Here is a 26,054-nt window from a genome sequence, read left to right as displayed (position 1 = left end):
CGTGACTCCCTACCAGCCCCAACAAGGCGCCGCCGGCGTTGCCTCCGCCGTCGCCGAAAGCGTCCAGTACCAGGGCCGCAAGGCCAGCCGCCAGGGCAGCGAGCAGCGCCGTCAGCAGATCCTCGATGCGGCCATGCGCATCGTCGTCCGTGACGGCGTGCGTGGCGTGCGCCACCGTGCCGTGGCGGCAGAGGCGGGCGTGCCGCTGTCGGCCACCACCTACTACTTCGACGATATCCAGGACCTGCTCAGCGATACCTTCGCCCAGTACGTCGAACGCAGTGCCGCCTACATGGCCAAGCTGTGGGAAAGCACCGAGGTGGTCCTGCGCCAGTTGCTGGCCCAGGGTGATGGCAGCCCGGCTTCCCGCGCGCGGCTGGCTGACGAGGTGGCCAAGATGACCTGCGAGTATGTCCAGCGCCAATTGCACAATCGCCGCGACTTCCTCATGGCCGAGCAGGCCTTCCGCCAGGAAGCGCTGCTGAGCCCGCGCCTGGCCGAGCTGGTGAAGTCGCACGAGCAGATCCTCCTGCGTGGCGCTTGCCAGCTTTTGCAGGTGGTGGGCTCGCGCCAGCCGCAACAGGACGCCATTGTATTGACGGCAATCATCGAGCAGATGGAGTATCAGGGCCTGCTCGAAGCCGCAAAACCGCAGGCTGAAGGGCAGATGCTCGCTATTCTTGTCCGATACCTGCACCTGGTGCTGGCGGCGGAGTGAGCCGCGAGCGCCTTTCAAGGAGATTTCGATGAAAGCCTGGCGTGTGCTGCTGGCCCTGTCTTTCCTGCTGTTGAATGGCTGCCTGGTGACCTTTAACGAGCCGATCCCGGCCAACCAGGCGGCGCCCAGGGCGTTGCTCGGCAAGTGGTCGAGCAAGGACGCCTGGGGCGAGCCGCTGATCCTGCAGATCAGCCGGTCCGGCGGCAATGCCTACAAGGCCGTGGCCAGTGCCAAGGGCAAGCCGCGCGAGGAATACGCCTTCACTGTGTCCCGGCACGGCAACCGCTGGTACCTGTCGGCCGGGGTGCCGAAGAAGCTTGGCGGCAACTTCCTGATCGGCGGCTTCGAAGTGATCGATAACAACGAACTGGTGGTCTACAACCTCGACGTCGAGCAGGTCACCCAAGCCCTGGACAACAAGGAACTGAGCGGACGCAGCATCGAAGTCCCCGAGGACAACGGCCAGGGTGTGCTGATCGACAGCCCGGCCGAGCGGGTCCTGGCCTATCTGGACGATCCAGCCAACTCCGATCTGTTCGTGGAAGTGGCGCGCTTCCAGCGGGCGGGGAAGTAAGCCGAAACAAAAGGAACAGCGAGGCATGAGCGTGGACGAGTACCAGCAGACGATTCGCACCCTTTCCGACCGTATCGTCCAGGCGCAGACGCCGATACGCGTGCTGGATGCGGTGAAGTGGGACGACAGCATCCGCCAGGGCTTCTTCAAGGCCAAGGGCAAGGAGCCACCGGCGATCAGCCGCGAGTACTACCAGAACCGGCCGCTGTCCTTCGATTCCGCTGCGCTGAAGCTGGAATTCCAGAACATCGAGCGCGATATCACCCGTCAGCTCGGCCAGTTCAACCCGGTCGGGCAGATCATGCGGCGCATGTGCAAGGAGTACCGCATGGTGGTGCGCATGCTCGAGGCGCGTGGCACCGAGGATTTCGGCTTGATCTCCCAGGAGCTCTACGGCGCCGCGTCCGACGCGTTCCATGCGGGTGACCCGACTCTCGCCGATCTCGGCCTGATGCTCTCCGACTACCTGAACAACATCGACGGCCGTGGCGACCTCAAGGACGAGCCGAAGAACCTCACCGCCAAGGAAGCCGTGGAAATCCTCCAGCGCCGCCTGAATACCGTGTTCGGCGAGGCGGAGGGGACCATCCGGGTGTTCGAGTCCGACGGTATCGTCGCCGACGCGGCGGCGGGCGCCGACTACATCAAGATCCGCGCCGACGCCATGTTCAACAGCCGTGATGTGCGGGCGCTGGAGGTCCACGAAGGGCTGGTCCACGTCGGCACTACTCTCAACGGCCTCAACCAGCCGATCTGCACCTTTCTCGCCAAGGGCCCGCCGTCGTCCACCGTCACCCAGGAAGGCCTGGCGATCCTCATGGAAGTGATTGCCTTCGCCTCCTACCCGACCCGCCTGCGCAAGCTGACCAACCGCACCCGCGCCATCCATATGGTGGAGGAGGGCGCCGACTTCCTGCAGATCTACCAGTTCTTCCGCGACCAGGGCTTCGAAATGGCGGAGAGCTATGGCAATGCCAGCCGGGTGTTCCGGGGTTCGGTGCCGAACGGCCTGCCATTTACCAAGGACTTGTCCTACCTCAAGGGTTTCATCATGGTTTACAACTACATTCAGTTGGCCGTGAGGAAGGGCAAGCTCGAGCAGATCCCGCTGTTGTTCTGCGGCAAGACCACCCTGGAAGACATGCGCACCCTGCGCCAGCTGGTCGACGAAGGGCTGGTGGAACCGCCCAAGTACCTGCCGGAGCAGTTCCGCGACCTCAATGCCCTGTCGGCATGGATGTGCTTCTCCAACTTCCTCAATCACCTGAGCCTGGATCGCATTGAAGCCGACTATTCGAACATTCTCTGAGCGCTGGCGCGCGATAGTGCTCACGTGCCTTTTGCTGCCGGGGTTGTCCGGGTGCAGTTCGCTGCTGTTCTATCCCGAGCCCGGGCAGCCGTTCACGCCAGAAAAGGCCAGGATCGCCTGGCGCGACGTGACCCTCACCGCCGCCGATGGCACGCGCCTGCATGGCTGGTGGCTGCCGGCCAAGGAAGGCGTCGAGGTGAAGGGCACGGTGCTGCACCTGCACGGCAATGGCGGCAACCTGGCCTGGCACCTGGGGGCGAGCTACTGGCTGCCGGAACAGGGCTACCAGGTGCTGATGATCGATTACCGCGGCTATGGGCTGTCGGCAGGCAAGCCGACGCTGCCCGAGGTCTACCAGGACCTTGCCGCCGCCTTCGACTGGCTGGACAAGGCCCCGCAAGTCCAGGGCAAGCCGCGGGTGCTGCTTGGGCAAAGCCTGGGCGGGGCGATGGCCATTCACTACCTGGCGCAGCATCCCGAGCAGGCTGCGCGCTTCAAGGCGCTGGTATTCGACGGCGTCCCGGCCAGTTACCGCGATGTCGGACGTTTCGCCCTGGGGACCTCATGGCTGACCTGGCCGATGCAGGTGCCGTTGTCGTGGCTGGTGCCCGATGGAGACAGTGCGATCCGTTCCATCGCGCGCCTGGACAGCCCGCCCAAGCTGTTCTTCCACAGCATCGACGATGCGCTGGTGCCCCTGGACAACGGTATCCGCCTGTACCAGGCCGCGCCGCCGCCGCGGGTATTGCAATTGGTCCGCGGCGGGCACGTGCAGACCTTCGGCGACCCGACCTGGCGCCAGGTCATGCTGCGGTTCCTCGACGACCCCGAACATTTCAACGGCCTGCGCCGCCTGGCCGAAGTCCCCAACTACCCTGACGAGAAGTCGCAATGAGTGAAGAACGCAACGCCATCCCCCTGATCATCACCGGGGTCTGCAGCATCGTCGGCACGGTCTGCGCCCTGTGGTACTACGGCTACCTGCATTTCGCCAAGCCGGAGGACGCCTTGTTGCTGTCGGAGTTCACCATGCTCAAGACGGTGCCGGGCGAGGACTACAAGCTATCGATCAACCCGGCACCGCAGATGGCCCAGTGCATCGACGGCGTGCTGGTGCTGTTCGACATGCAGCAGAAGGGCTTGACCGGCGTGCTGGTGGACAGCAAGAAGCAGGCGGTGCGCTGCATGGGGCAGGAGACGCCGCAGGCGGTCCAGTAGGTTTGTTGTGTCTTCCCTGTCATATCGCTGGCAACGCCAGCTCCACAAGGGACGCGTGCACCGCAGACCCTGTGGGAGCTGGCGTTGCCCGCGATAGCGGTGGTGCAAGCGCTATCAGTGTGTGAACCGTGATAAGGCCGCGCCGTAAGCCTGGTTGTTCTCCCGCTTGCCCACCGCAATTACCAGCACCACCAATCGCTTATCGAAAACCTGATACACCAGCCGATAACCAGAACTGCGCAACTTGATCTTGTAGCAGTCCGGCATCCCTGAAAGCTTGTCGGCGTCCACCCTCGGTTCAGCCAGCCTGGATTTCAGCTTTTTGGCCAGTTGCAGGCGGATCGCTGCATCCAGCCTGTCGAACTCCTTTTTGGCCCTCAGATTGAATTCCAGCGCGTAGTCAGTTGCCGCTTCCTTTGGCGTCTGCGATGAGCTCATCGATATCTACCCTGACAGTGGGCTCGCCACGCCGCTGGCGTACAAGCTCTGCCAACTGGACATCGTCGATCAGATCCATCATCGCCTCATAGCGGTCCGGTGGAACTGCATAGAAGGCCGGTGCGTTTCTGTTGAGGATGACCACGGTTTCGCCTTTACCTTCGCGCAAAGTGCCCATTGGATCTTTTTTAAGGTCGGTGACCGATGCCGCTACATCGGCCAACACCGCGAATGTCATTGCCATGGCAACACTTCCTGTCGAGTTCTGCTGTCGGGAGAGAGCTCCGGGATCGGTAGTCCGGATCTGTATTTCAGACCCTGATCGAAGCCGATACTGCGTGGCCGGAATGGTAGCTCTTTAATAGGTGTCTTTAAAGGTGCTTTTATAGGTGCTTTTGCTTTTTGGTGGGTAAAAAAAATCCCGCCAACCGGCGGGATTTTTCGTCATAGCCAGCAGGTTACTGCGCGCTGCTCACGCTGCTGCGCGGTGCCACCGGCTGGTTGTCGTTGGAAATGGTCACTTCCACCCGACGGTTCTGCGCGCGACCGGAGTTGCTGGAGTTGTCCGCTACCGGATACTCCTTGCCATAACCCTGGGCGACGATACGGGCCGGGTCCACACCGGCACGGACCAGCGCCATGCGCACCGAGTTGGCGCGGCGCTCGGACAGGGACTGGTTGTAGCCGGCGCTGCCGACGCTGTCGGTGTAGCCCTCGACGATCACCTTGCGGTCCGGGTTTTCCTGGAGGAACTGGGCCAGCTTGGTGATGTTCGGGTAGGCGCTGCTCTTCAGCTCGGCCTTGTTGAAGTCGAACAGCACGTCACCGAAGGTCACCAGGGTGCCGCGCTCGGTCTGCTTGGCGTTGAGGCTTTCCTGGAGCTTCTTGATCTGCGCGTCGCGAGCGTCCAGGCGGGCCTGGGCGCGCTGGGCGGCGGCGTTTTTCAGCTCGGCTTCGGCGGTGCGCAGGGCGATGGTCTGCTTGGCCACCTCGACGCGCTGGTTGGTCAGGTAGGCCAACTGGTCGACCTTCTTGTCGTCTTCCTTGTCCATGTAGGCCTTGTCGGCCTTGTTCAGCCAGTCCTGGGCGTCCTTGGTCTCGAGGGCGGCTACCTTGCTCGCCTGAGGGTCGCTTTGCAGGGCGGAGAAGTTGGTCCGGGCCGACTCCAGGTTGGGGTTCGGCTGGTGGGCGCAGGCGACCAGGCCCATGCTCACGGCCAGGAGGGCGGGAATCATCACGTGGTTACGCATAGTGTTCGTCCTTTGATCGAATTTCGAATGCACGGAGCGCGGCGGCGCTTACTGCTGCGGCTGCAGCGGGTCAGCGGCACGCATGCCTTCCTCGCGTACGTCCTGGACGCCCTGGCGGGCATCCTGCACGGCTTTCTGGGCTTTCATGGCCTGGGCCTTGCGTTCGGCAACACGGGCATCCCATTCGGCCTGTTCGGCGAGAATCTTCGCTTCGTCATACTTCTTGTCGTGCATGGCGATTTCGGCTTGCTTGAACTTGTCCTGCGCGGCCTTCATCTCGACGGCGGCAAACTCGGTGCCACCGGCGCTCACCGCAGAGTTAACGGCCGACTGGGTCACGGCGTATTGCTCGGTGGGTGGCTTGCCAGCACAGCCGGCCAGAACCAGGCTGCTGCCCAGGGCCAGGGCGGCCAGCTTGATCCCGCGCAGTTGGAACGGGGATTTCTCGATGCGGGTCTTCATGGTGGTCAACTCCATTGGATCACTCCTGATGAACATCCGTAACAGTCCATCGACACACCTCTCCGGAGGGAACCGGGAGGAATTTTGCCGTAGTGGCTATTGGCTCGGAGTCGCCGGTTTTTTGAAAAGTTCACAAAAAGTGCCGCTTGATGGGCGAGTTTTTCTGACTGATCGGTCAGTGGGGAGGGGCGGGAACTTTTGCGGGGATGGAGTGGTATCCACCGACCCTTCCGCCGATGGAGATCCCTGTGGGAGCTGGCTTGCCAGCGATTTGGCCGGCTTGAGCAATGAGGTTGGCCGATCTGCCCTCGTCGCTGGCAAGCCAGCTCCCACAGGGGCTAATGTGTCAGTGATTTCAGTGGGTAGAACCTTCCTCGCCACTGCTCAACGCATGCAGATGCTGGCGCGAAAGCGCCAGGAAGCGCGGCGTCGGCCCGACATCCTCGTACAACGGATCACCTTCCTCATCGGTGGCGATCACCTGCTGCCCCTGAACGTACGGGAAACTCGCTTCCAGCTCTTCCAGTGCCGCACCCAGCAGTTCGCCGAGCAATTCTTCCGGGGTGCGCTTGGGGTACATCTCGGTCAGCGCCGCCAGGCGCGCCGAGGCCTCGACGTCCAGGTGCAGGACATGACCGGTCGGGCTCAGACGTCCTTTGGCGTGCTGTTCCCAGTACTGTGCAAGTTCGCGAATCTTCATGATGCCCTCCGTAAAACCATGGCGACTGGTTACAGCGTAGCCAGTTCGCCCGCGCCCGTGCCTTGAAAGCACGACCGGTAGTGGGGCACTCTGCAACGACGCAGTATTTCCAGGGTGGAGAAGGTTGATGACCGATATCGATGTGCGTTTGCGGGAAGATGTTCATCTGTTGGGCGAGCTGCTGGGCCATACGGTACGCGAGCAACATGGCGAGACGTTCCTGCAGAAGATCGAGGCGATCCGCCACAGCGCCAAGGCCGACCGTAGCGGCGGCGAAGAACAGCTCAGTTCGACCCTCGCCGACCTCGCCGACGATGAGCTGCTGCCGGTGGCCCGGGCCTTCAACCAGTTCCTCAACCTGGCCAATATCGCCGAGCAGTACCAGTTGATCCGCCGTCGCGACGCCGACCAGCCGGAGCCGTTCGAGGCCCGGGTGCTGCCCGAGCTGCTGGCCCGCCTCAAGGCCGCCGGCCATAGCGACGACGCCTTGGCCCGCCAGCTCGGCAAGCTGAACATCGAACTGGTGCTGACCGCCCACCCCACCGAGGTGGCGCGGCGCACGCTGATCCAGAAGTACGACGCCATCGCCGCGCAGCTTGCCGTCCAGGATCACCGCGACCTGACCCCCGCCGAACGCGAGCAGGTCCGCGAGCGCCTGCAACGGCTGATCGCCGAGGCCTGGCACACCGAGGAAATCCGCCGCACCCGACCGACTCCGGTGGACGAGGCCAAGTGGGGCTTCGCGGTGATCGAGCACTCACTCTGGCACGCCATTCCCAACCACATGCGCAAGGCCGACAAGGCCCTGCACGCCGCCACCGGCCTGCACCTGCCGCTGGAGGCTGCGCCGATCCGCTTCGCCTCGTGGATGGGCGGTGACCGTGACGGCAACCCCAATGTCACCGCAGCCGTCACCCGCGAAGTACTGTTGCTGGCGCGCTGGATGGCTGCCGACCTGTTCCTGCGCGACGTGCATTCCCTCGCCGCCGAGCTGTCCATGCAGCAGGCCAGCCCGGCCTTGCGCGCCAGGGTCGGTGATTGCGCCGAGCCCTATCGTGCGCTGCTCAAGCCGCTGCGCGAGCGGCTGCGGGAAACCCGAGCCTGGGCCCAGTCGGCCCTGACTACGGCACAGCCACCGGGCCCGCTGGTGTTGCAGGACAACCGCGAACTCTTCGAGCCCCTGCACCTGTGCTTCGAGTCCCTGCATGAATGCGGCATGGGGGTGATCGCCGACGGTCCGCTGCTGGATTGCCTGCGCCGCGCCGTGACGTTCGGCCTGTTCCTGGTGCGCCTCGATGTGCGCCAGGACTCCACCCGCCACGCCGCTGCCCTCAGCGAAATCACCGAATACCTTGGCCTGGGCAGCTATGCCGAGTGGAACGAGGAAGCGCGGATCGACTTCCTCCAGCGCGAGCTGGCCAGCCGCCGCCCGCTCTTGCCGGCGCATTACCAGCCCCAGGCCGACACTGCCGAAGTGCTTGCCACCTGCCGCGAGATCGCTGCGGCGCCCGCCGCGTCCCTCGGGTCCTATGTCATCTCCATGGCCGGGGCGGCGTCCGACGTGCTGGCGGTGCAACTGCTGCTCAAGGAGGCTGGCCTGCAACGGCCGATGCGCGTGGTGCCGCTGTTCGAGACCCTGGCCGACCTGGATAACGCCGGGCCGGTGATGCAGCGCCTGCTGTCCCTGCCGGGTTACCGCGCCGGGCTGCACGGCCCGCAGGAAGTGATGATCGGCTATTCTGACTCGGCCAAGGACGCCGGCACCACCGCTGCAGCCTGGGCGCAGTACCGCGCCCAGGAGACCCTGGTGCAGATCTGCCGGGAGCAGGAAGTCGAGCTGCTGCTGTTCCATGGCCGCGGCGGCACCGTCGGGCGCGGCGGCGCGCCGGCCCACGCGGCGATCCTGTCGCAGCCGCCGGGGTCGGTGGCCGGGCGTTTCCGCGCCACCGAGCAGGGCGAGATGATCCGGTTCAAGTTCGGGCTGGCCGATATCGCCGAGCAGAACCTCAATCTGTACCTGGCCGCCGTGCTGGAAGCCACCTTGCTGCCGCCGCCGCCCCCTCAGCCGGCCTGGCGCGAGGTGATGGACCAGTTGGCCGCCGACGGGGTGAAGACCTACCGCGGCGTGGTGCGGGAAAACCCTGATTTCGTCGAGTATTTCCGCCAGTCCACGCCGGAACAGGAGCTTGGCCGCCTGCCCTTGGGCAGCCGCCCGGCCAAGCGCCGCGCCGGTGGCATCGAGAGCCTGCGGGCCATCCCGTGGATCTTCGGCTGGACCCAGACCCGGCTGATGCTGCCAGCCTGGCTCGGCTGGGAAGCCGCGCTGAACAACGCCCTGGCTCGTGGCCAGGGGCCGCTGCTGGCGCAGATGCGCGAGCAGTGGCCGTTCTTCCGCACCCGCATCGACATGCTGGAGATGGTCCTGGCCAAGGCCGACGCGGAAATCGCCGCGTCCTACGACGAACGTCTGGTGCAACCGCACCTGCGACCTTTGGGTGAGCATTTGCGCGACCTATTGTCGCAGGCATGCCAGGTGGTGCTGGGCCTGACCGGGCAGCCGGTGCTACTGGCGCACAGCCCGGAGACCCTGGAGTTCATCCGCCTGCGCAATACCTACCTGGATCCGTTGCACTTGCTCCAGGCCGAGCTGCTGGCCCGCTCGCGAGAGCGCGAAGCCGCTCTGGACAGCCCGTTGGAGCAGGCCTTGCTGGTGACCGTGGCAGGCATCGCCGCAGGGTTGCGCAACACGGGTTGAGCGTCGGTTGAACGGCTGTCAGGCGTCGGAATGTGTTCCCAGGGTCGTAGGAATTGACCGTATAAAGGGCAGGTTGCGCCGGGCGCAACCTGTATACACCGTGGCGTCCTGTCGCAGGTTTTTCCGACTTTCGACCGCTTGTATGGTCCCCATGCGCTGTGTATCTTGGGCAGCCTTTTGACCGATTTATGGTCATCGCCCGATTTCCTGCGATTCGCCAACGCTCGCGAATCCATTGATTTGCTTATAAAAAATGAGGAGCACAAGATGCGCGTAATTCTGCTGGGAGCTCCCGGGGCCGGTAAAGGTACTCAGGCAAAGTTCATCACCGAAAAATTCGGTATTCCGCAGATCTCCACCGGCGACATGTTGCGTGCCGCGGTCAAGGCCGGCACTCCGCTGGGCCTGGAAGCCAAGGCCGTGATGGATGCCGGCAAGCTGGTTTCCGACGACCTGATCATCAACCTGGTCAAGGACCGTATCGCCCAGCCTGACTGCGCCAACGGTTTCCTGTTCGACGGTTTCCCGCGCACCATCCCTCAAGCCGAAGCCATGGTTGCCGCTGGCGTGTCCCTGGATGCGGTAGTCGAGATCGCTGTCGATGATGAAGAAATCGTCCAGCGCATCGCCGGCCGCCGCGTTCACCTGGACTCCGGTCGTGTCTACCACGTCGTGTACAACCCGCCGAAGGTGGAAGGCAAGGACGACGTCACCGGCGAGGACCTGATCCAGCGCCCGGACGACAACGAAGAAACCGTGCGTGGCCGCCTCAAGGTCTACCACGAGCAGACCAAGCCGCTGGTGGACTTCTACCAGAAGCTCGAAGCCGCCAATGGCAAGCCGAAGGTCAGCCACATTCCTGGCGTCGGTTCGGTCGAGGCGATCACCGCCAAGGTCCTGGCAGCCCTGAGCTGATCCCTTTCGTTGTATCGCCAACGCCCCGTCTGCGGGCCGTTGTCGTTTATACTGCCGCTCTTTTTTTCTCGCCTGGAACACCCCGATGACCACCTTGCTGGCCCTGGATACCGCCACTGAAGCCTGCTCCGTCGCCCTGCTGCACGAGGGCAAGATCACGAGCCATTACGAGGTGATTCCGCGCCTGCACGCGCAAAAGCTGTTGCCGATGATCCAGGCCCTGCTGGCCGATGCCGGTGTGGCGCTTTCGGCGGTGGATGCGATCGCCTTCGGCCGCGGCCCGGGAGCCTTCACCGGGGTGCGTATCGCCATCGGCGTGGTCCAGGGCCTGGCCTTCGCCCTGGAGCGCCCGGTGCTGCCGGTGTCCAACCTGGCGGTGCTGGCCCAGCGCGCCTTGCGCGAACACGGCGCCACCCGGGTCGCGGCGGCCATCGATGCGCGCATGGACGAGGTCTACTGGGGCTGCTATCAAGAAGTGAAGGGCGAAATGCAATTGCAGGGGAGCGAGGCCGTGCTGCCGCCCGGGCAGGTGGCGCTTCCCGACGGTAACGGGGATTCCTGGTTCGGTGCCGGTACCGGCTGGGGCTATGCCGAACGCCTGGCGGTCAAGGTCGCCGCGCAGGACCAGGCCATGCTGCCCCACGCGCTCGACCTGCTGACCCTGGCCGGATTCGCCTGGGCGCGCGGCGAGAGCGTCCCGGCCGAGCAGGCCCAGCCGGTGTACCTGCGTGACAAGGTCGCCACGCCCAAGAAAGCCTGACGACCTCCGGTCGGTTATCGCCAAAGGCGGTAAACCAATTTGTGTATATGTGGTCCAGTTATCAGTAGGGCATTTGCGCAAGGTGTCAGGTGCCGCTAAATTGCCATCATCGACCCCGAGTTCATTGCCATGCGTATCGACGGCTTTTCTTCATCGAGTTACCCGCTCAAGCGCCCTCAGCGCAAAGGGCCGGTGCGGGTGGAGGAATCGCAGGAAGACATCGCCGGCGAGTTCGAAGTCGAGGCGCAAGCCGCCGATAACCCTGGCAATTCGCAGCGGGCCCTCCCCAACCTGCCGGCCCGTCCGCAGGACATGATCTTCCCCCGCGCCCGCGACCGGCGCACCGCCGGCGCCCTGGCCAGCTACCTGACCACTGCCGGGTTCGTCGATTGGGAGATGGAAGTGCTGGGGCTGGATCTGTACATTTGAGCCAATGAGCTCAGCATCCTTACCTTATTTCCTCGGTTGTCCGTCCTGGAGTGAAAACGCCTGGCGTGACTATCTGTACCCCAGCGACGCGAAAAGCAGCGATTTTCTTGGCCTCTACTGCCAGGTGTTCAATGCCGTCGAGGGCAATACCACCTTTTATGCCCGGCCTGCGCCGGCCACCATCGAGCGCTGGGCCAAGGTCATGCCCGCGCACTTTCGCTTCACTGCCAAGTTTCCCGGTGATATCAGCCACAGCGGCGACTTGCATGCGCAACTGGAGGCAGCGCGCACCTTTGTGCAGTTGCTCGCACCCTTGGGCACACGGGTATCGCCGTACTGGTTGCAGTTGCCGGCGAGCTTCGGGCCGGCGCGCCTCGGCGAACTGATGCAGTTCATCGACGAGCTTGCCGTGCCGGTGGCCGTCGAGGTGCGCAACGATGCCTTCTTCGCCAAGGGCGAGGACGAGCGCCTGCTGAACCGGCTGCTCAACGAGCGTGGCATCGAGCGCATCTGTCTCGACCCGCGGGCATTGTTCAGTTGCACCTCCCGCGACCCGAGCGTGCTCCACGCCCAATCGAAAAAGCCACGGGTGCCGCCGCGCCCCGCTGCCTTCAGCCAGCAACCGCAGGTGCGTTTCATCGGCCATCCGGAACTGGCGGCGAACGAGCCGTTCCTGGTGCCGTGGCTGGACAAGGTCGCCGCCTGGATCGAGGAAGGGCGCAGCCCCTACGTTTTCCTGCATACCGCTGACAACCGCCTGGCCGCAGCCCTGGCCCGGCGTTTCCATCAAGGCTTGATGGAACGCCTGCCGGGGCTTGCGCCGTTGCATGAACCCGATCGGGGGCCGCAGGTCGAACAACTCGGACTGTTGTGATTTCCCGTCGTCTGCCTGGGAGTTCCACCATGGATGTGCAAACCCTGCGTGCCGAAGCCTTCAAGGCGCTGCACGAACGCCCCGGAACCTTCGTCATTCCCAATCCGTGGGATGCCGGTTCGGCCAAGCTGCTTGCCAGCCTCGGCTTCGAGGCCCTTGCTACCAGCAGTGCCGGCCTGGCTTTCGCCCTTGGGCGGCCGGATGCCGAAGGTGCGGTGAGTCGCGACGAGACCCTGGCCAATGCCCAGTCCATCGTCGATGCCACGGCCCTGCCGGTGGCGGCAGACCTGGAGAACGGCTACAGCGATGAGCCGGGCGGGTGTGCCGACACCATCCTGCAGGCAGCGAAGATGGGCCTGGTAGGCGGCTCCATCGAGGACGCCACCGGTCGCGAGGATGAGCCCATCTACAACTTCCATCGCGCCGTGGAGCGGGTCGAGGCCGCGGTTGCGGCCGCCCGCAGCCTGGACTTTCCCTTCATGCTCTGCGCCCGTGCGGAAAACCTGCTGCACGGGCGCAATGATCTCGACGACACCATCGCCCGCCTGCAGGCCTTCGCCGAGGCTGGGGCCGATGTGCTCTATGCGCCGGGATTGCGCACTGCCGAGGACATCCAGCGGGTGGTCAAGGCGGTGGCACCGAAACCGGTCAACGTGTTGATGGGGCTGGCAGGCGTGGACCTGGGTTTGGAGGACCTCAAGGCGCTGGGCGTGAAGCGCATCAGCGTGGGTTCGTCCCTGGCCCGGGTCGCCTACGGTGCATTCTTCGAAGCGGCGACGCGGATTCGCGGGGAAGGGCGCTTCGACCATGGCGACAAGGCCATGACCTTCGCCCAGCTCAACGACCTGTTCCGGCGCTGAGGTGATCATGCGCCATGGCGCACTGGTGCTGTTGGTGGTGCTGGCCGGCGTGGCGCTGTTCGGCTGGCGACAGGGTTGGCGCCTGCCCGGACAATGGAACCCCTGGGCGCCGCTGGATGTGCGCGAGCCGCCCAACCTCCTGACCTCATGGAAACTGGGCCGCCTGCGCGACGATCCGCAGTTGTGCGCCGAGGTGCTGGCCACGTCCGGCCTGCGTTACAGCCCGCAGGCGAATACCACTGGCGGCAATTGCCCCCTGACCAACGTGGTCCGCGTCCAGGGCGCAGAAGTGAAACTGAGCAGCAGCTTTCTTGCTACCTGCCCGGTAGCCGTAGCCTTCGCCCTGTTCGAGCGGCATGGCCTGCAACCGGCGGCGCAACGGGTTTTCGGGCAGCCGGTGACCCAGGTCGATCATCTGGGCAGCTATGCCTGTCGCAACGTCTACAACCGTGCCGAAGGCCGGCTCAGCCAGCACGCTACGGCCAATGCCCTGGATATTTCCGGGTTTCGCCTGAAGGACGGCCGGCGCATTGAGCTGCAAAAGGACTGGAGCGGCGACGGGCCCAAGGCCCGCTTTCTGCGCGAAGCGCGGGATGCTGCCTGCGAGAGTTTCAACACGGTACTCGGGCCGGACTACAACAGCGCCCATCACAACCACTTTCATCTGGATATGGGGCGTTGGCGGGTCTGCCGTTAGGCGGCGATGCGCACGTTGTTCAGCACGACGGGGCGAGCCCAGTGAATATCGAACTCCAGGTCGTGCTGCTGCTTGGCCAGGGTGGCCTCGTCGAAAGGCTCCGGCGCCGGGTCCAGCAGCTTGCGCTCCAGTTCGGCGATCGGCAGGTGCAGTGGATAAGGCGCCGGTGCCGGGCCCGGCTCGGGAAGCGGATGGCCCTGGCTCATGACCACCGGGCGCACCCAGTTGTTGCTGATGTCGAGTTGGCGCTGCTGCTCGATCAGTTCGGCAGCGCTGAAGGGCGGGGCGGGTTTGTCCAGCAGGTCCAGCTCGAATTCGGCAATCGGCAGGAACAGGGGCTCCGGCGGGGCGATCTCGGTATCGGTGACCTCGCACAGGCGCTGGCTGTGGATCTGCGCCAGGGTCTGGCTGCCGCTGATCGGTTCGCCGGTCTGCACGTCCACTTCTTCGACCGGCAGCGCCTCGCGCACCACGCCTTCTTCCTGCTGCGCAGCCAGGGCACGGGCGAAGAAGTCCGACCACAGGTGGCTGACGCCGCCCAGGGCCTGGGTGTTGTGGCGGCTGTAGTCACCGACGGGTGACAGGTAGCCTGAGGGAAGTTGAAGAATCTCTGACATGGTTGTCGAAGAGCTCTGGCAAAATGGCGCGTACTTTGTGTATCGGCCGCAGGCGCCGATCTTTAACTTTTTTTGGGCAGGAAGGTGAGCGTGGAGCAGCAGGTCGAAGGCGGGATCCGGGTCGAGGCACTGGACGCCGGGTATCAGGCGCAGGCCGAGCAATGGGCGGCGCGCCTGGGGCTGCCACTGGACGATGCCGAGGCGGCGTTCGCCGTGCAGGTGGGCGCGGACGGCCTGCAGATCCAGCAGCTCGGGCCGCAGGCACCGGGGCCGGTGCGGGTCGACTTTCTTGAGGGCGGCGCGGCCCATCGGCGCCTGTATGGCGGCGGTGCGGGGCAGATGATCGCCAAGGCGGTCGGTATCGCCCAGGGCGTACGCCCCCATGTGCTGGACGCCACGGCCGGGCTTGGCAAGGACGCCTTCGTGCTCGCCACGCTCGGCTGCCGGATGCAACTGATCGAGCGCCAGCCGCTGGTGGCGGCACTGCTCGAGGATGGTCTGGCGCGGGCTGCCGGGGATGCAGAGGTCGGCCCGATCGTGGCGCGCATGGAGCTGTTGCATGGCAACTCCATCGAGCGCATGCGCAACTGGCAAGGCGAGCCGCCACAGGTGATCTACCTCGACCCGATGTTCCCTCACCGCGACAAGAGCGCCTTGGTGAAAAAGGAAATGCGCGTGTTCCGGCCGCTGGTGGGGGACGACCTTGATGCCCCGGCCCTGCTCGAAGCCGCGCTGGCCCTGGCGACCCACCGGGTCGTGGTCAAGCGCCCGCGCAAAGCGCCGATCATCGAGGGCACGAAGCCGAGCCATAGCCTGGAGGGCAAATCCAGTCGCTATGACATCTATCCGAAAAAGGCGCTCAAGCCCTGATCTGACTTGATTTGGCAGACCCCACAAATCCCTGTGGGAGCTGGCTTGCCAGCGATTGGGCCCAACCTGACAACATCTTTGTCAGTGCCGGCCTCATCGCTGGCAAGCCAGCTCCCACAGGGGGTTGCGGTGCCTGGGCTAGACGCGATAAGCCCGCAGAAACAGCTCCACCACCTCCCGCACATGCGCCTCGGCCTCTTCAGCCTCCAGCGGCCCGGCACACCCGAGCAGCAGCCTGAAATTCGCCCCGCCCTTGAGCAGGCAGAAAAAATGCTCCGCCGCCGAAGCCGGATTGGCAATCCGCAGCATGCCGCGTTCGTCCGCCAGCCTCAGCAGTGCCTCGGTTTCGCGCAGCACCCGTGCCGGTCCCGCCTCGAAGAACATCTGCCCAAGCTTCGGATCCTGTGGTCCCTGAGTGATGATCAGGCGATGCAGCTTCACCGAATGATCGCTGTTGATCAGCACCTGGAACCCGCGGCCGATCTTCATCAGTACCTGCTCCAGCGGCACGCCTTCGGGCAGCTCGAAGATCAGCCCCGGCAACTGCGCCTGGCAGGTGGCGATGATGGCCTCGGCGAACAGGTTTTCCTTGTCATTGAAGTGGCTGTAGACCGTGAGTTTCGACACACCTGCCGCTGTCGCGACCGCATCCATGCTGGTGCTGGCATAACCATTGGCGAGGAACAGGTCCTTGGCGGCCTCGAGGATGGCCTGGCGCTTGGCCAGATCCTTGGGCCGTCCTGGGCCGCTGGATACGGTGGGATCTTGGGACATGGGTCACTTTTGCAGGGATTGAAGCGAGGAATAGTACAACGCGGGCGAGGCGGGGTCAGGTCAGGTTGTCGAAATGCTGCAATCGCGACGGCCATGAGGCTGTCGAACCGTCGCGATTGGCGGTTATACCACCACGTCCAGCGTTGCCGCCGAGACCTTCAGCAAGGCACGGGTGATCTGCATCTGCAGGATGGCCGCGTTGATCCGCTCCTGTTGGTCAGTGCAGGCATGTGCGGCGATTTCGTGGGCGATGTTCATGGCGCTGTCGATGTGCTGCTGCGCCAGATGGATGGATTTTTCGTGAGAGATCCCCGCGCGGATGCACAGGACGGGAGGTGGATCGGGGACGAGTTTTTTCATGGTGTATCTCTATGGCCGTTGATCGGGATTTGCCAAGTCCGCTGTCAAACGGAGGGTGGCAACTGTGCGCGGGTTGACAGACCAGGGGCCATAGAAAGCCTGGCGCACCCGAAGGTGCCCACACGCACAGCTGCCATAGCAACCTGGCTTTACGACCTCAGATGCCTGCCAAAGCGCAGTCTGGACTTCTGCCTGAGCGCGGCGGGATCAGATACGCCGAGTGGCGCTGATATAGACCTCATCATCGCGGCGGGCCCCCACGCAGAGGACCAGCACGATCTCGGTGCCATTGATCCTGTAGACGACCCTGACATCCCCGGTCCTGATACGTCGGTAACCGGTAAGCGCGCCACGCAGCGGTTTGCCGATCTTATCCGGCTCTCCCTCGGCAATGCGCTCGCGGATCACCACCAGTACCCTCTGGGCCTCGACCTTTCCCAACTGCTTGAGATCCCGCTCGACTTCAGGGTGAAACCGTACACGCCACTTCATGGGTCGCTGCCTATTTGAAGCGAGCCTCCATGTCCTCGAGGCTCACCGTTTTCTCTTCATCCAGGGTGGACAGGCGATCGATGGCGAGCCGCTCGGCGCGAAGGTCTTCGAGTTCGTCCTGAAGCGCTTGAAAGGACTTGACTCCAATCAATACCGCAGCGGGCTCGTTGTCCTTGAAAATCACCAAGTGGGAGTGCTTCCCGCTGGTAACCTCCTTCAGTTTGGCGCTGAAGCTTCGAACCATCGCGGTAGCAGACACCGCCTGCTCGGCCCGGTCAAGAAGTGCACTCATGTCATTTGCCTCAATATGTTTGCAGAGGATGGCCGCACTGAGCGCGACACACATGAGTTGGAGTATATGCAATGTAATGCGTAAAACAATGCGCATTTATTGATCTATCCAGACCAAAAAATCCACCTTCCCCGCCGCAACCCGCTGATTTAATATACCCGCCAGTATAAATATTCGAAGCGCCCCTCCTCGCGAAAGGTCATCACTCATGTTGCGTCATGCCTTGCCCCTCGCTCTGCCTGCCCTCCTGGCCGCGCTGTTGTCCGCTTGCGGGCAGGAAGCCGCGGCACCCACCGTTATCCGTCCCGCCATGGTGGTGCAGCCGCAGCCGGCTTCGGCCGCGGTGGACAGCTATCCCGGCGAGGTGCGCGCGCGCTTCGAGCCGGAGCTGGCGTTCCGGATCGGCGGCAAGGTGAGCAAGCGCCTGGTGGAGGAGGGGCAGCGGGTCAAGGCGGATCAGCCGCTGGCCGAACTGGATCCGCAGGACGTGCGCCTGCAACTGGAAGCGACCCGCGCCCAAGTCGCCGCGGCCGAGGCCAACCTGAACCTGGTGCAGGCCGAGCGCGATCGCTACAAGAGGCTGCTGGAGCGGCAGATGGTCAGCCAGTCGCAGTACGACAATGCGGAGAACCTCTATCGCGCCGGCCTAGCCCGGGTGAAGCAGATGCGCGCCGAGTTCGATGTGGCCGGCAACCAGGCCGGCTACTCGGTGCTGCGCGCGTCCCAGGACGGGGTCGTGTCCAAGCGCCAGGTGGAAGTCGGCCAGGTGGTGGCCGCCGGGCAGACCGCGTTCACCCTCGCCGCCGATGGCGAGCGCGAAGTGCTGATCAGCCTGCCGGAGCAGAACTTCGGCCGTTTCAGCGTGGGCCAGCCGGTGACCGTGGAATTGTGGTCGCAACCTGGGCAGCGCTTCGACGGCCGTATCCGCGAGCTGTCGCCGGCCGCCGATCCGCGTTCGCGCACCTTCGCCGCGCGCATCGCCTTCAATACCGGCAAGGTTCCCGCCGAGCTGGGTCAGAGCGCCCGGGTGTTCATCCAGCATACCGAGCAGATTCCGCTGGCGGTGCCGTTGTCGGCGCTGAGTGCGGAGAATGGCCAGACCTACGTCTGGCGTGTCGATGCCAACAGTACCTTGCAGCGCGTGCCAGTGCGGGTCGGCGCCTACGGCCAGGATAGCGTTCCGGTGCTCGAAGGCCTCAGCGCCAGCGACTGGGTGGTGGCTGCCGGCGGCCATGTGTTGCATGAGGGCGAGCGGATACGACCGGTGGACCGGTCCAATCGTACGGTGAATCTGGCGGCCAAGGAGTAAGTCCCGATGGGTTTCAACCTTTCCGCCTGGGCCCTGCGCAATCGGCAGATCGTACTGTTCCTGATGATTCTTCTCGCCCTCGTCGGGGCGCTGTCCTATACCAAGCTCGGACAGAGCGAGGACCCACCCTTCACGTTCAAGGCGATGGTCATCCGCACCCTGTGGCCTGGCGCCAGCGCCGAGGAGGTCTCGCGCCAGGTCACCGAACGCATCGAAAAGAAGCTGATGGAAACCGGCGAGTACGAAAAGATCGTGTCGTTCTCGCGGCCCGGCGAATCCCAGGTGACCTTCATGGCGCGGGATTCCATGCATTCGGCGGATATTCCCGAGCTCTGGTACCAGATCCGCAAGAAGGTCGCGGATATCCGCCATACCTTGCCTCCAGGCATCCAGGGCCCGTTCTTCAACGACGAGTTCGGCACCACCTTCGGCAATATCTACGCGCTGACCGGGCAGGGCTTCGACTACGCCGTGCTCAAGGATTACGCCGACCGCGTGCAGATCCAGCTGCAACGGGTCAAGGACGTGGGCAAGGTCGAGTTGCTCGGCCTGCAGGACGAGAAAATCTGGATCGAGCTGTCCAACACCAAGCTGTCCACCCTTGGCCTGCCGCTGGCTGCGGTGCAGCAAGCGCTGGAAGAGCAGAACGCGGTGAGCACCGCCGGCTTCTTCGAGACCCCGAGCGAGCGCCTGCAATTGCGGGTGACCGGGCGTTTCGACAGCGTCGAGCAGATCGAGCAGTTCCCGATCCGCGTGGGTGAGCGCACCTTCCGCATCGGCGATGTGGCCCAGGTCCATCGCGGCTTCAACGATCCGCCTGCGCCGCGCATGCGCTTCATGGGCGAGGATGCCATCGGCCTGGCGGTTTCGATGAAGCCCGGCGGCGACATCCTCGTGCTGGGCAAGGCCCTGGAGGTGGAGTTCGCCCGGATTTCCACCAACCTCCCGGCGGGCATGGAGTTGCGCAAGGTGTCCGATCAGCCGGCGGCGGTGAAGACCGGCGTGGGCGAGTTCGTCCAGGTGCTGGTGGAGGCGCTGGCGATCGTCCTGCTGGTGAGCTTCTTCTCCCTTGGCATGCGTACCGGGCTGGTGGTGGCCCTGGCCATCCCGCTGGTGCTGGCGATGACCTTCGCCACCATGTATTACCTGGGCATCGGCCTGCACAAGATATCCCTCGGCGCCCTGGTGCTGGCCCTCGGCCTGCTGGTGGACGACGCGATCATCGCCGTGGAGATGATGGCGATCAAGATGGAGCAGGGCTTCGACCGGCTCAAGGCGGCCAGCTACGCCTGGACCAGCACGGCGTTCCCGATGCTCACCGGCACCCTGATCACGGCGGCGGGTTTTCTGCCTATCGCGACGGCGCAGTCCGGCACGGGCGAATACACCCGCTCGATCTTCCAGGTGGTGACCATCGCCTTGCTGGCGTCGTGGATCGCGGCGGTAGTGTTCGTGCCCTACCTGGGCGAGCGCCTGCTGCCGGACCTGGCCAGGCTGCATGCGAAGAAACATGGCACCACCAACGGCGAGACCGACCCCTACGGCACGCCGTTCTACCAGCGTGTACGCCGGGTGGTGAGCTGGTGCGTGAGCCGGCGCAAGACGGTGATCGTGCTGACCATCGCCTTGTTCGTCGGCAGCGTGATGAGCTTCCGTTTCGTCGAGCAGCAGTTCTTCCCGGCCTCCGGGCGCCTGGAGCTGATGGTCGATCTGAAGCTGGCCGAGGGGGCTTCCCTGAGCAATACCGCCGAGCAGGTCAAGCGCCTGGAGGCCATGCTCAAGAAGCGCGAAGGCATCGACAGCTACGTGGCCTATGTCGGCACCGGTTCGCCGCGCTTCTACCTGCCGCTGGACCAGCAATTGCCGGCTGCCAGCTTCGCCCAGTTCGTGGTGCTGGCGAAAACCATCGAGGACCGCGAGGCCCTGCGCACCTGGCTGATCGAAACCCTCAACGAACAGTTCCCCGATCTGCGTTCGCGGGTCACCCGTCTGGAAAACGGCCCGCCGGTGGGTTACCCGGTGCAGTTCCGGGTGACCGGCGAGCATATCGAGGAAGTCCGCGCCTTGGCCCGCAAGGTGGCGGCCAGGGTGCGCGAGAACCCGCACGTGGCCAACGTCCATCTGGACTGGGAAGAGCCGAGCAAGGTGGTCTACCTGAATATCGACCAGGACCGCGCCCGGGCCCTGGGCGTCAGTACCGCCGCGCTGTCGCGCTTCCTGCAGAGCTCCCTGACCGGCAGCAGCGTCAGCCAGTACCGCGAGGACAACGAGCTGATCGAAATCCTGCTGCGTGGGACCCAGGAGGAGCGTACTCAGTTGGAGCATCTGTCGAGCCTGTCGGTGCCCACCGACAACGGTCGCAGCATCGCCTTGTCCCAGGTGGCGACCCTGGAGTACGGCTTCGAGGAGGGCATCATCTGGCACCGCAACCGCTTGCCGACCGTGACCGTGCGCGCCGATATCTACGGCAAGGACCAGCCGGCGACCCTGGTCAAGCAGATCCTGCCGACACTGGAGCCGGTGCGGGCCGAACTGCCCGATGGTTACCTGCTGGAGGTCGGCGGGACGGTGGAGGATTCGACCCGCGGGCAGAACTCGGTGAACGCCGGGGTGCCGCTGTTCGTCGTAGTGGTGCTCACCCTGCTGATGTTGCAACTGCGCAGCTTCTCGCGGACCGCCATGGTGTTCCTCACCGCGCCGCTGGGGCTGATCGGCGTGGTGCTGTTCCTGATGGTGTTCCGCCAGCCGTTCGGCTTCGTGGCGATGCTCGGAACCATCGCCCTGTCGGGGATGATCATGCGCAACTCGGTGATCCTCGTGGACCAGATCGAGCAGGACATCGCGGCGGGGCTGGGACGCTGGCAAGCGATCATCGAAGCCACGGTGCGGCGTTTCCGGCCCATCGTGCTGACCGCGCTGGCGGCAGTGCTGGCGATGATCCCGCTGTCGCGCAGCGTGTTCTTCGGGCCGATGGCGGTGGCCATCATGGGCGGGCTGATCGTCGCGACGGCCTTGACCCTGCTGTTCCTGCCGGCGTTGTATGCGGCGTGGTTCAGGGTCAAGAGAGAGGAGTGAGGTATCTGATCGGCACTGGCATTTTCTGTGTCAGTGCCGGCCTCATCGCTGGCAACGCCAGCTCCCACAGAGGCCGTGTGCACTGCTAATCCTGTGGGAGCCGGCGTTGCCGGCGATGGCCTGCAAAGCAGGCCCGGATCACAGTGCCCCGAAGACCTTCTTCGCCAGGCTGGTCGCCGCTGCCGCCGGGTTTTCGCGAATGCTGGCCTCCTGCTTGCCGATCATCTCGAACAGGCCGTTGAGTGCTTGCTCGGTGACATAACCTTCCAGGTTCGCGCTCTTGGCGTCCACTACGCCAAAGGCTGCGGCCTGGCCTGCGAACTGATTGTACTTCTGCGCCACGCCAACCTTGTCGGTCGCGTTCTTCACGATCGGCAGGAATTTCTCGCGGATCTGCTCGCGGCTGGTCTTGCTCAGGTACTGGGTGGCAGCATTGTCACCACCGCCGAGAATGGCCTTGGCATCGTCCACGGTCATCTTCTTCACTGCATCCAGCAACAGTGCCTGGGCCTGCGGAACCGCAGTTTCGGCGGCCTTGTTCATGCTGGTTTCCAGCTCTTCGACCTGCGCACCCATGCCGAACTGCTTGAGCTTTTTCGCTGCCTTGCCAAGGTTGCCCGGCAACTCGATGCGCACGTCCGGGTTGTTGCTGAAACCGCCCGGCGTACCCAGTTGTTTGACGGCAATCTGCGCGCCCTGGCTGAGGGCATCCTTCAGGCCGCCGGAGGCATCTTTCTGCGACAGGTCGCTGAGTGACAGAGCCATGGCGCTGGCGTACAGCAGCACGCCGGCGCACAGGCCGGTCAGGGTAAGGGTACGACGGAGCATGGTGGTTTCCTTGATCTGCAAACGGGTGAACGGGAAATCAACGCACTGGATCAACCTTGATCTTCAGTGGCTGCGGGTCGCTGCCGTCGAGCATGACGCTGTGTTGCCGGGTGTTGATGAACAGCAACTTGCCATCCACTTCTATGCGGGCGCTGACGGCGTAACGATGGCCGGGTTTTACCTGGGCAGGATCGTAGCTCAGATGGAAGGGCAGTGGCACCTGGCCCTGGATCGGACCGCTCTGACGCGCCAGGGTAATGGCGGGAGCATCGGCCAAGGAAATGTCCTGCAGGGCGACGTTGAGGGTCGCGGTCGGTGGCAGGGCGCTGCGTTGCAGATAGAAAACTTCGCCGTCGAGCGTGGCCTTGGACGAAGGCGCGTTGCTGGAACAGGCGGCCAACAGCGAGGCGCAGCAAAGCATCAAGATTTTTTTCATGGGGTCTCCGTAACTGAGCGTCGGCGACAAGCCGACATTTCAGGACTTTAGCGGAATATTCGGTGGCCGATGTCCCGGCCTGCTGTAGGACTATTCGTCAATAGCAGGCCGGGATGGCGATCAGGCGGGGTGTTCGCTGCTGCCTGGCTCGTCACGGTGCAAGGCGACCTGGCGGATCGACAGGCGCACCTCTGCCGACAGCACGCGCTTGGCCGCGCCTTCGGCCAGTTCGCCGAGCTTGTCGTGGAAGCCCAACTTGCCGGCTTCGTCCGGGCGCAGCACGCCCTGCTCGACCAGGGTCTGGATAAAGTGGCGGAACAGGCTCTTGTCGAAGAACTCCGGGGCGTTCAGGCCATGCAGGATCGACAGGCGCTGGGCCATGACCACGCACAGGTCCTCCAGCTCCTCGGCACTGAGGCTGTGCTGGCCGCTGTTGAGCAGCAGCGCGGTGGCCATGTAGAAGCGCTGCAGGGTCTGGGTGATGGCCCGGGCCAGCAGCGTCAGCAGGACGAATTGTCGCGAGCTGGGTGGCGGACGCAGGTAAACGTCGTTCTCCTTGCGCAGCAGACCTTGGTCGATGAAGGCGGCCAGCCACTGGTCGACCACGTCGTCCAGTTCATCCAGCTCCCAACGGATGAACAGCTCCGATTGCAGATACGGATACAGCGCGCGGACGTATTGCAGGATCAGTTCGCGGCTCATCCGAGAGCTGATCTGGAAGAAGCTCGCCAGCAGCGCCGGCAGGGCGAAGATGTGCAGGACATTGTTGCGGTAGTAGGTCATCAGGACGGCGTTCTGCTCGTCCAGGTAGAGGATCCGGCCCAGCGCGTCGCGCTGTTCGGCCAGCAGGTCCATGCCGCGGACATGGCCGATCAGCGCCAGGCCGTCGCCTTCCGGCAGGGTGGTGTGGGGCGAATAGGGCACCTGGCGCAGCAACGCCAGGTAAAGATCGAGCACCCGGGTCAGGGCCCGTTCGTCCAGGGCCAGGCGGCTGGTAGAGAGCAGGGCCAGGGCCACCAGGTTGACCGGATTGATCGCCGCCGCTTCGTTCAGGTGACGGGCCACTTTCTCGCCTAGGCGCGAGGTGGTTTCGTTCAGCCAGGCCGGACGGAATTGCGGCGCCAGTTGCTGTTCGCGCCAACCGGGTTGCTGCTGGTCGAGGAACTGGTTGAGGCGGATCGGTTCGCCGAAATTCACCGAGACCTGGCCGAACCGCTGCTTGAGCGCGCCAAGTACCTTGAAGATGTCGAAGATCGATTCCTTCTTCTTGCTTGCCCCGCGCAGTTCGCCAAGGTAGGTGCGGCCTTCCAGCACCCGCTCGTAACCGATGTATACCGGGACGAAGACGATCGGCGTACGCGACGAACGCAGGAAGCTGCGCAGGGTGATGGCCAGCATGCCGGTCTTGGGTTGCAGCATGCGTCCTGTACGCGAGCGGCCACCCTCGACGAAGTACTCCACCGGGAAGCCCTTGGTGAACAGGGTGTGCAGGTACTCGTTGAACACTGCGGTGTACAACGGGTTGCCCTTGAAGGTGCGGCGCATGAAGAAGGCACCGCCGCGGCGCAGCAGGCCGCCGATCACCGGCATGTTCAGGTTGATGCCGGCAGCGATGTGCGGCGGGGTCAGGCCGTTGCGGAACAGCAGGTAGGACAGCAGCAGGTAGTCGATATGGCTGCGGTGGCACGGCACGTAGATCACCTCGTGACCCGGGGCGATGCCCTGCACCTGCTCGATATGGTTGACCTTGATACCGTCGTAGATCTTGTTCCAGAACCAGCTCAGCACCACCTCGAGGAAGCGGATCGCGGTGTAGGTGTAATCCGAGGCGATCTCGTTGCCGTACTTCAGCGCTGTGGCTTCGGCCCTGGCCACCGGGATCTTCTCGCGCTCGGCTTCGTCGAGGATCGCCTGGCGCACCAGCGGGTCATGGACCAGGCCCTTGACCAGGTTGCGCCGGTGGGAGATGTCCGGGCCGATCACGGCCGTCTTCAGGTTGCGGAAGTGCACCCGCAGCAGGCGCTGGGCCATGCGTACGGTGCGTTCGTGGCCCTTGTTGTGATCGACCAGCTCGCGCAGGTGGATCGGTGCGGAGAACTGCACGCGGGTCTTGCGCCCGAGAATTAGCACGGTCAGCAACCGACGCAGGCGTCCGGTGACGGCCCAGCTATCGGCGAACAGCAGTTTCCACGGGCTCGATTCGCTGGCCGGGGTCTGGCCCCAGAACACGCTGACCGGAATGATCTGCGCATCCTGCTCGGGCTGCTGGCTGACCGCACTGACCAGCCGGCCGAGGGTCGGCGGGGCACCGCGCTTGTACTGGCGGCCGAGCCAGTCCGGCTCCGGGGTCAGGTAGAAGAACGCGGCGGGCTCCATCAGGCTGCCGACGGCCACGGGCAATACCGGGCGCGGCAGCCCTGCTTTGGTGCATTCCTTGTCCAGTACGGCCAGGTCGGTCAGCGACGGCGACTGGATGGCATAGAACACCGGACGGCTGCGGTCCAGGTTGAGGGTGAAAGCGGACTGGTTGATGGTCTCGGAGCGAACCCACAGGTACAACAGTCGGCGCAGTGCGCCGAAGATCAGGCGGCGCAGGGGGGAATGGATCATGTGGAGTGTGCTCTGGAAAATGGAACGGTCGTGCAGACAGGCGGGCAAGTGTGACGTATCCGCGCAAGTTGAGCAAAAACCGCCCTGGTCATGAAAAATAATTTATCGCTGTCTTATACTCGGTCCGCTGTTTGCAGGAATATTCGGCAAGCGGCGTAGGCAGGGGTTCCCACCCCCGTCGACAAGGCGAGTCCAAAATAAAAATCCGGAGTGTTACTGATGTCGTCTCGTGAGACTGGAAGTGTGAAGTGGTTCAATGACGCCAAGGGCTATGGCTTCATTCAACGTGAAGGCGGGGCGGACGTTTTCGTTCACTACCGTGCGATTCGGGGTGAAGGGCATCGCACGCTGCTCGAAGGGCAGCAGGTCGAGTACAGCCTGACCCAAGGCCAGAAAGGCCTTCAGGCCGAGGATGTGGTCGGACTGTAAGGT

29 protein-coding genes are annotated in these 26,054 nt (G+C 64.1%); 16 read left to right on the top strand and 13 right to left on the bottom strand.

The window, feature by feature from the left end:
• The first annotated feature begins 1 nt into the window (after position 1).
• Genes N7650_RS03120 through N7650_RS03100 form a run of 5 tightly spaced genes read left to right on the top strand, consistent with a single transcriptional unit; the run spans position 2 to position 3,819 of the window.
• Positions 2-718 (top strand): TetR family transcriptional regulator, encoded by a 717-nt coding sequence (locus N7650_RS03120; protein WP_279897085.1) that lies wholly within the window; start codon positions 2-4, stop codon positions 716-718.
• Positions 719-746: 28 nt separating this feature from the next.
• On the top strand, positions 747-1,292 hold the full coding sequence (locus N7650_RS03115) for a hypothetical protein (protein ID WP_279897084.1): 546 nt from the start codon (positions 747-749) through the stop codon (positions 1,290-1,292).
• Positions 1,293-1,317: 25 nt separating this feature from the next.
• Positions 1,318-2,601, top strand: coding sequence for a flavohemoglobin expression-modulating QEGLA motif protein (locus N7650_RS03110; protein ID WP_170394947.1), 1,284 nt, complete (start codon positions 1,318-1,320; stop codon positions 2,599-2,601).
• Complete coding sequence (locus tag N7650_RS03105; protein ID WP_279897083.1) at positions 2,573-3,496, top strand: alpha/beta hydrolase; 924 nt, start codon at positions 2,573-2,575, stop codon at positions 3,494-3,496. The genes N7650_RS03110 and N7650_RS03105 overlap by 29 nt, the downstream gene beginning before the upstream one ends.
• Positions 3,493-3,819, top strand: coding sequence for a hypothetical protein (locus N7650_RS03100; protein ID WP_009403285.1), 327 nt, complete (start codon positions 3,493-3,495; stop codon positions 3,817-3,819). The genes N7650_RS03105 and N7650_RS03100 overlap by 4 nt, the downstream gene beginning before the upstream one ends.
• Positions 3,820-3,933: 114 nt before the next feature.
• Here the strand turns inward: N7650_RS03100 and N7650_RS03095 are convergent, their stop codons facing one another.
• The 5 genes from N7650_RS03095 to N7650_RS03075 form a co-directional block, all read right to left on the bottom strand.
• A complete protein-coding gene (locus N7650_RS03095; protein ID WP_009403283.1) occupies positions 3,934-4,257 on the bottom strand; it encodes a type II toxin-antitoxin system RelE/ParE family toxin in 324 nt (107 codons plus the stop codon).
• On the bottom strand, positions 4,220-4,495 hold the full coding sequence (locus N7650_RS03090; RefSeq protein ID WP_170395107.1) for a type II toxin-antitoxin system Phd/YefM family antitoxin: 276 nt from the start codon (positions 4,493-4,495) through the stop codon (positions 4,220-4,222). Before N7650_RS03090 ends, N7650_RS03095 begins: the two co-directional genes overlap by 38 nt.
• A 220-nt stretch (positions 4,496-4,715) precedes the next feature.
• Positions 4,716-5,507: an OmpA family protein gene (locus N7650_RS03085; protein ID WP_009403275.1), complete on the bottom strand. Its 792-nt coding sequence runs from the start codon at positions 5,505-5,507 to the stop codon at positions 4,716-4,718.
• Between the two features lie 48 nt (positions 5,508-5,555).
• Entirely contained in the window at positions 5,556-5,984 is a 429-nt protein-coding gene (locus N7650_RS03080) for a DUF4398 domain-containing protein (protein ID WP_009403273.1), read from the bottom strand.
• 340 nt (positions 5,985-6,324) lie between these two features.
• Positions 6,325-6,669 carry a pilin assembly protein gene (locus N7650_RS03075; RefSeq protein ID WP_279897082.1) on the bottom strand — a complete coding sequence of 115 codons (345 nt, stop codon included), beginning with the start codon at positions 6,667-6,669 and terminating at the stop codon, positions 6,325-6,327.
• Between the two features lie 127 nt (positions 6,670-6,796).
• Here N7650_RS03075 and ppc point away from each other — a divergent pair, with 127 nt between their 5' ends.
• The 7 genes from ppc to N7650_RS03040 all read left to right on the top strand — a co-directional run bounded on the left by ppc (position 6,797) and on the right by N7650_RS03040 (position 13,959).
• Positions 6,797-9,424 carry a phosphoenolpyruvate carboxylase gene (gene ppc, locus N7650_RS03070; protein WP_279897081.1) on the top strand — a complete coding sequence of 876 codons (2,628 nt, stop codon included), beginning with the start codon at positions 6,797-6,799 and terminating at the stop codon, positions 9,422-9,424.
• Positions 9,425-9,691: 267 nt separating this feature from the next.
• Entirely contained in the window at positions 9,692-10,339 is a 648-nt protein-coding gene (gene adk / locus N7650_RS03065; RefSeq protein WP_009403268.1) for an adenylate kinase, read from the top strand.
• Between the two features lie 85 nt (positions 10,340-10,424).
• On the top strand, positions 10,425-11,099 hold the full coding sequence (tsaB, locus tag N7650_RS03060) for a tRNA (adenosine(37)-N6)-threonylcarbamoyltransferase complex dimerization subunit type 1 TsaB (RefSeq protein WP_009403267.1): 675 nt from the start codon (positions 10,425-10,427) through the stop codon (positions 11,097-11,099).
• Between the two features lie 129 nt (positions 11,100-11,228).
• Positions 11,229-11,528 (top strand): hypothetical protein, encoded by a 300-nt coding sequence (locus N7650_RS03055; RefSeq protein ID WP_009403264.1) that lies wholly within the window; start codon positions 11,229-11,231, stop codon positions 11,526-11,528.
• Positions 11,529-11,532: 4 nt separating this feature from the next.
• Positions 11,533-12,402, top strand: a complete 870-nt coding sequence (locus tag N7650_RS03050; protein ID WP_009403262.1) for a DUF72 domain-containing protein — start codon at positions 11,533-11,535, stop codon at positions 12,400-12,402.
• A 29-nt stretch (positions 12,403-12,431) separates the two neighbouring features.
• Positions 12,432-13,262: an isocitrate lyase/phosphoenolpyruvate mutase family protein gene (locus N7650_RS03045; RefSeq protein WP_009403260.1), complete on the top strand. Its 831-nt coding sequence runs from the start codon at positions 12,432-12,434 to the stop codon at positions 13,260-13,262.
• A 7-nt stretch (positions 13,263-13,269) separates the two neighbouring features.
• Positions 13,270-13,959, top strand: a complete 690-nt coding sequence (locus tag N7650_RS03040; protein WP_009403259.1) for an extensin family protein — start codon at positions 13,270-13,272, stop codon at positions 13,957-13,959.
• Here N7650_RS03040 and N7650_RS03035 read toward each other — a convergent pair.
• The gene (locus N7650_RS03035; RefSeq protein ID WP_009403258.1) at positions 13,956-14,576 is read right to left on the bottom strand and encodes a hypothetical protein; all 621 of its coding nucleotides are present in this window, start codon (positions 14,574-14,576) and stop codon (positions 13,956-13,958) included. The genes N7650_RS03040 and N7650_RS03035 overlap by 4 nt on opposite strands.
• A 90-nt stretch (positions 14,577-14,666) precedes the next feature.
• On the opposite strand from N7650_RS03035, the gene N7650_RS03030 reads away from it, so the two are divergent.
• Entirely contained in the window at positions 14,667-15,446 is a 780-nt protein-coding gene (locus N7650_RS03030) for a class I SAM-dependent methyltransferase (RefSeq protein WP_009403257.1), read from the top strand.
• A 138-nt stretch (positions 15,447-15,584) separates the two neighbouring features.
• Here the strand turns inward: N7650_RS03030 and N7650_RS03025 are convergent, their stop codons facing one another.
• The 4 genes from N7650_RS03025 to N7650_RS03010 all read right to left on the bottom strand — a co-directional run bounded on the left by N7650_RS03025 (position 15,585) and on the right by N7650_RS03010 (position 17,316).
• Entirely contained in the window at positions 15,585-16,220 is a 636-nt protein-coding gene (locus N7650_RS03025; RefSeq protein ID WP_009403255.1) for a TetR/AcrR family transcriptional regulator, read from the bottom strand.
• A 123-nt stretch (positions 16,221-16,343) separates the two neighbouring features.
• Positions 16,344-16,580, bottom strand: a complete 237-nt coding sequence (locus tag N7650_RS03020) for a hypothetical protein (RefSeq protein WP_279897080.1) — start codon at positions 16,578-16,580, stop codon at positions 16,344-16,346.
• Between the two features lie 207 nt (positions 16,581-16,787).
• Complete coding sequence (locus tag N7650_RS03015) at positions 16,788-17,072, bottom strand: type II toxin-antitoxin system RelE/ParE family toxin (RefSeq protein ID WP_009403252.1); 285 nt, start codon at positions 17,070-17,072, stop codon at positions 16,788-16,790.
• A gap of 10 nt (positions 17,073-17,082) precedes the next feature.
• Positions 17,083-17,316, bottom strand: coding sequence for a Phd-YefM (locus N7650_RS03010; protein WP_080604787.1), 234 nt, complete (start codon positions 17,314-17,316; stop codon positions 17,083-17,085).
• 256 nt (positions 17,317-17,572) lie between these two features.
• On the opposite strand from N7650_RS03010, the gene N7650_RS03005 reads away from it, so the two are divergent.
• Positions 17,573-18,673 (top strand): efflux RND transporter periplasmic adaptor subunit, encoded by a 1,101-nt coding sequence (locus N7650_RS03005; RefSeq protein WP_009403249.1) that lies wholly within the window; start codon positions 17,573-17,575, stop codon positions 18,671-18,673.
• 6 nt (positions 18,674-18,679) lie between these two features.
• Positions 18,680-21,748, top strand: coding sequence for an efflux RND transporter permease subunit (locus N7650_RS03000; RefSeq protein ID WP_009403248.1), 3,069 nt, complete (start codon positions 18,680-18,682; stop codon positions 21,746-21,748).
• A gap of 138 nt (positions 21,749-21,886) precedes the next feature.
• On the opposite strand, the gene N7650_RS02995 is transcribed toward N7650_RS03000, so the two are convergent.
• From N7650_RS02995 to plsB, 3 genes are all read right to left on the bottom strand, one after another.
• Positions 21,887-22,576 carry a DUF4197 domain-containing protein gene (locus N7650_RS02995; RefSeq protein WP_279897076.1) on the bottom strand — a complete coding sequence of 230 codons (690 nt, stop codon included), beginning with the start codon at positions 22,574-22,576 and terminating at the stop codon, positions 21,887-21,889.
• A gap of 37 nt (positions 22,577-22,613) precedes the next feature.
• The gene (locus N7650_RS02990) at positions 22,614-23,012 is read right to left on the bottom strand and encodes a YbaY family lipoprotein (protein WP_279897074.1); all 399 of its coding nucleotides are present in this window, start codon (positions 23,010-23,012) and stop codon (positions 22,614-22,616) included.
• A 120-nt stretch (positions 23,013-23,132) separates the two neighbouring features.
• Positions 23,133-25,622: a glycerol-3-phosphate 1-O-acyltransferase PlsB gene (gene plsB, locus N7650_RS02985; RefSeq protein ID WP_279897072.1), complete on the bottom strand. Its 2,490-nt coding sequence runs from the start codon at positions 25,620-25,622 to the stop codon at positions 23,133-23,135.
• A 219-nt stretch (positions 25,623-25,841) separates the two neighbouring features.
• On the opposite strand from plsB, the gene N7650_RS02980 reads away from it, so the two are divergent.
• Positions 25,842-26,051: a cold shock domain-containing protein gene (locus tag N7650_RS02980; protein WP_009395290.1), complete on the top strand. Its 210-nt coding sequence runs from the start codon at positions 25,842-25,844 to the stop codon at positions 26,049-26,051.
• Positions 26,052-26,054: the final 3 nt, after the last annotated feature.

The sequence above is a fragment of the Pseudomonas sp. GD04058 genome (assembly GCF_029836855.1).
Classification (GTDB): domain Bacteria; phylum Pseudomonadota; class Gammaproteobacteria; order Pseudomonadales; family Pseudomonadaceae; genus Aquipseudomonas; species Aquipseudomonas bharatica.
The sequence above is the reverse complement of the archived record's forward strand: the minus strand, read 5'-3'. Positions and strand labels throughout refer to the sequence as shown.

Excerpts from the sequence above, each read along its gene's own strand:
- N7650_RS03040 (WP_009403259.1), top strand. The coding sequence starts at position 13,270 with ATGCGCCATGGCGCACTGGTGCTGTTGGTGGTGCTGGCCGGCGTGGCG.
- N7650_RS03015 (WP_009403252.1), bottom strand. The coding sequence starts at position 17,072 with ATGAAGTGGCGTGTACGGTTTCACCCTGAAGTCGAGCGGGATCTCAAG.
- N7650_RS03050 (WP_009403262.1), top strand. The coding sequence starts at position 11,533 with ATGAGCTCAGCATCCTTACCTTATTTCCTCGGTTGTCCGTCCTGGAGT.
- N7650_RS03085 (WP_009403275.1), bottom strand. The coding sequence starts at position 5,507 with ATGCGTAACCACGTGATGATTCCCGCCCTCCTGGCCGTGAGCATGGGC.
- N7650_RS03095 (WP_009403283.1), bottom strand. The coding sequence starts at position 4,257 with ATGAGCTCATCGCAGACGCCAAAGGAAGCGGCAACTGACTACGCGCTG.
- adk (WP_009403268.1), top strand. The coding sequence starts at position 9,692 with ATGCGCGTAATTCTGCTGGGAGCTCCCGGGGCCGGTAAAGGTACTCAG.
- ppc (WP_279897081.1), top strand. The coding sequence starts at position 6,797 with ATGACCGATATCGATGTGCGTTTGCGGGAAGATGTTCATCTGTTGGGC.
- N7650_RS03000 (WP_009403248.1), top strand. The coding sequence starts at position 18,680 with ATGGGTTTCAACCTTTCCGCCTGGGCCCTGCGCAATCGGCAGATCGTA.
- N7650_RS02980 (WP_009395290.1), top strand. The coding sequence starts at position 25,842 with ATGTCGTCTCGTGAGACTGGAAGTGTGAAGTGGTTCAATGACGCCAAG.
- N7650_RS03100 (WP_009403285.1), top strand. The coding sequence starts at position 3,493 with ATGAGTGAAGAACGCAACGCCATCCCCCTGATCATCACCGGGGTCTGC.
- N7650_RS03090 (WP_170395107.1), bottom strand. The coding sequence starts at position 4,495 with ATGACATTCGCGGTGTTGGCCGATGTAGCGGCATCGGTCACCGACCTT.
- plsB (WP_279897072.1), bottom strand. The coding sequence starts at position 25,622 with ATGATCCATTCCCCCCTGCGCCGCCTGATCTTCGGCGCACTGCGCCGA.
- N7650_RS02990 (WP_279897074.1), bottom strand. The coding sequence starts at position 23,012 with ATGAAAAAAATCTTGATGCTTTGCTGCGCCTCGCTGTTGGCCGCCTGT.
- N7650_RS03075 (WP_279897082.1), bottom strand. The coding sequence starts at position 6,669 with ATGAAGATTCGCGAACTTGCACAGTACTGGGAACAGCACGCCAAAGGA.
- N7650_RS03025 (WP_009403255.1), bottom strand. The coding sequence starts at position 16,220 with ATGTCCCAAGATCCCACCGTATCCAGCGGCCCAGGACGGCCCAAGGAT.
- N7650_RS03020 (WP_279897080.1), bottom strand. The coding sequence starts at position 16,580 with ATGAAAAAACTCGTCCCCGATCCACCTCCCGTCCTGTGCATCCGCGCG.
- N7650_RS02995 (WP_279897076.1), bottom strand. The coding sequence starts at position 22,576 with ATGCTCCGTCGTACCCTTACCCTGACCGGCCTGTGCGCCGGCGTGCTG.
- N7650_RS03035 (WP_009403258.1), bottom strand. The coding sequence starts at position 14,576 with ATGTCAGAGATTCTTCAACTTCCCTCAGGCTACCTGTCACCCGTCGGT.
- N7650_RS03115 (WP_279897084.1), top strand. The coding sequence starts at position 747 with ATGAAAGCCTGGCGTGTGCTGCTGGCCCTGTCTTTCCTGCTGTTGAAT.
- tsaB (WP_009403267.1), top strand. The coding sequence starts at position 10,425 with ATGACCACCTTGCTGGCCCTGGATACCGCCACTGAAGCCTGCTCCGTC.
- N7650_RS03045 (WP_009403260.1), top strand. The coding sequence starts at position 12,432 with ATGGATGTGCAAACCCTGCGTGCCGAAGCCTTCAAGGCGCTGCACGAA.
- N7650_RS03010 (WP_080604787.1), bottom strand. The coding sequence starts at position 17,316 with ATGGTTCGAAGCTTCAGCGCCAAACTGAAGGAGGTTACCAGCGGGAAG.
- N7650_RS03080 (WP_009403273.1), bottom strand. The coding sequence starts at position 5,984 with ATGGAGTTGACCACCATGAAGACCCGCATCGAGAAATCCCCGTTCCAA.
- N7650_RS03055 (WP_009403264.1), top strand. The coding sequence starts at position 11,229 with ATGCGTATCGACGGCTTTTCTTCATCGAGTTACCCGCTCAAGCGCCCT.
- N7650_RS03005 (WP_009403249.1), top strand. The coding sequence starts at position 17,573 with ATGTTGCGTCATGCCTTGCCCCTCGCTCTGCCTGCCCTCCTGGCCGCG.
- N7650_RS03110 (WP_170394947.1), top strand. The coding sequence starts at position 1,318 with ATGAGCGTGGACGAGTACCAGCAGACGATTCGCACCCTTTCCGACCGT.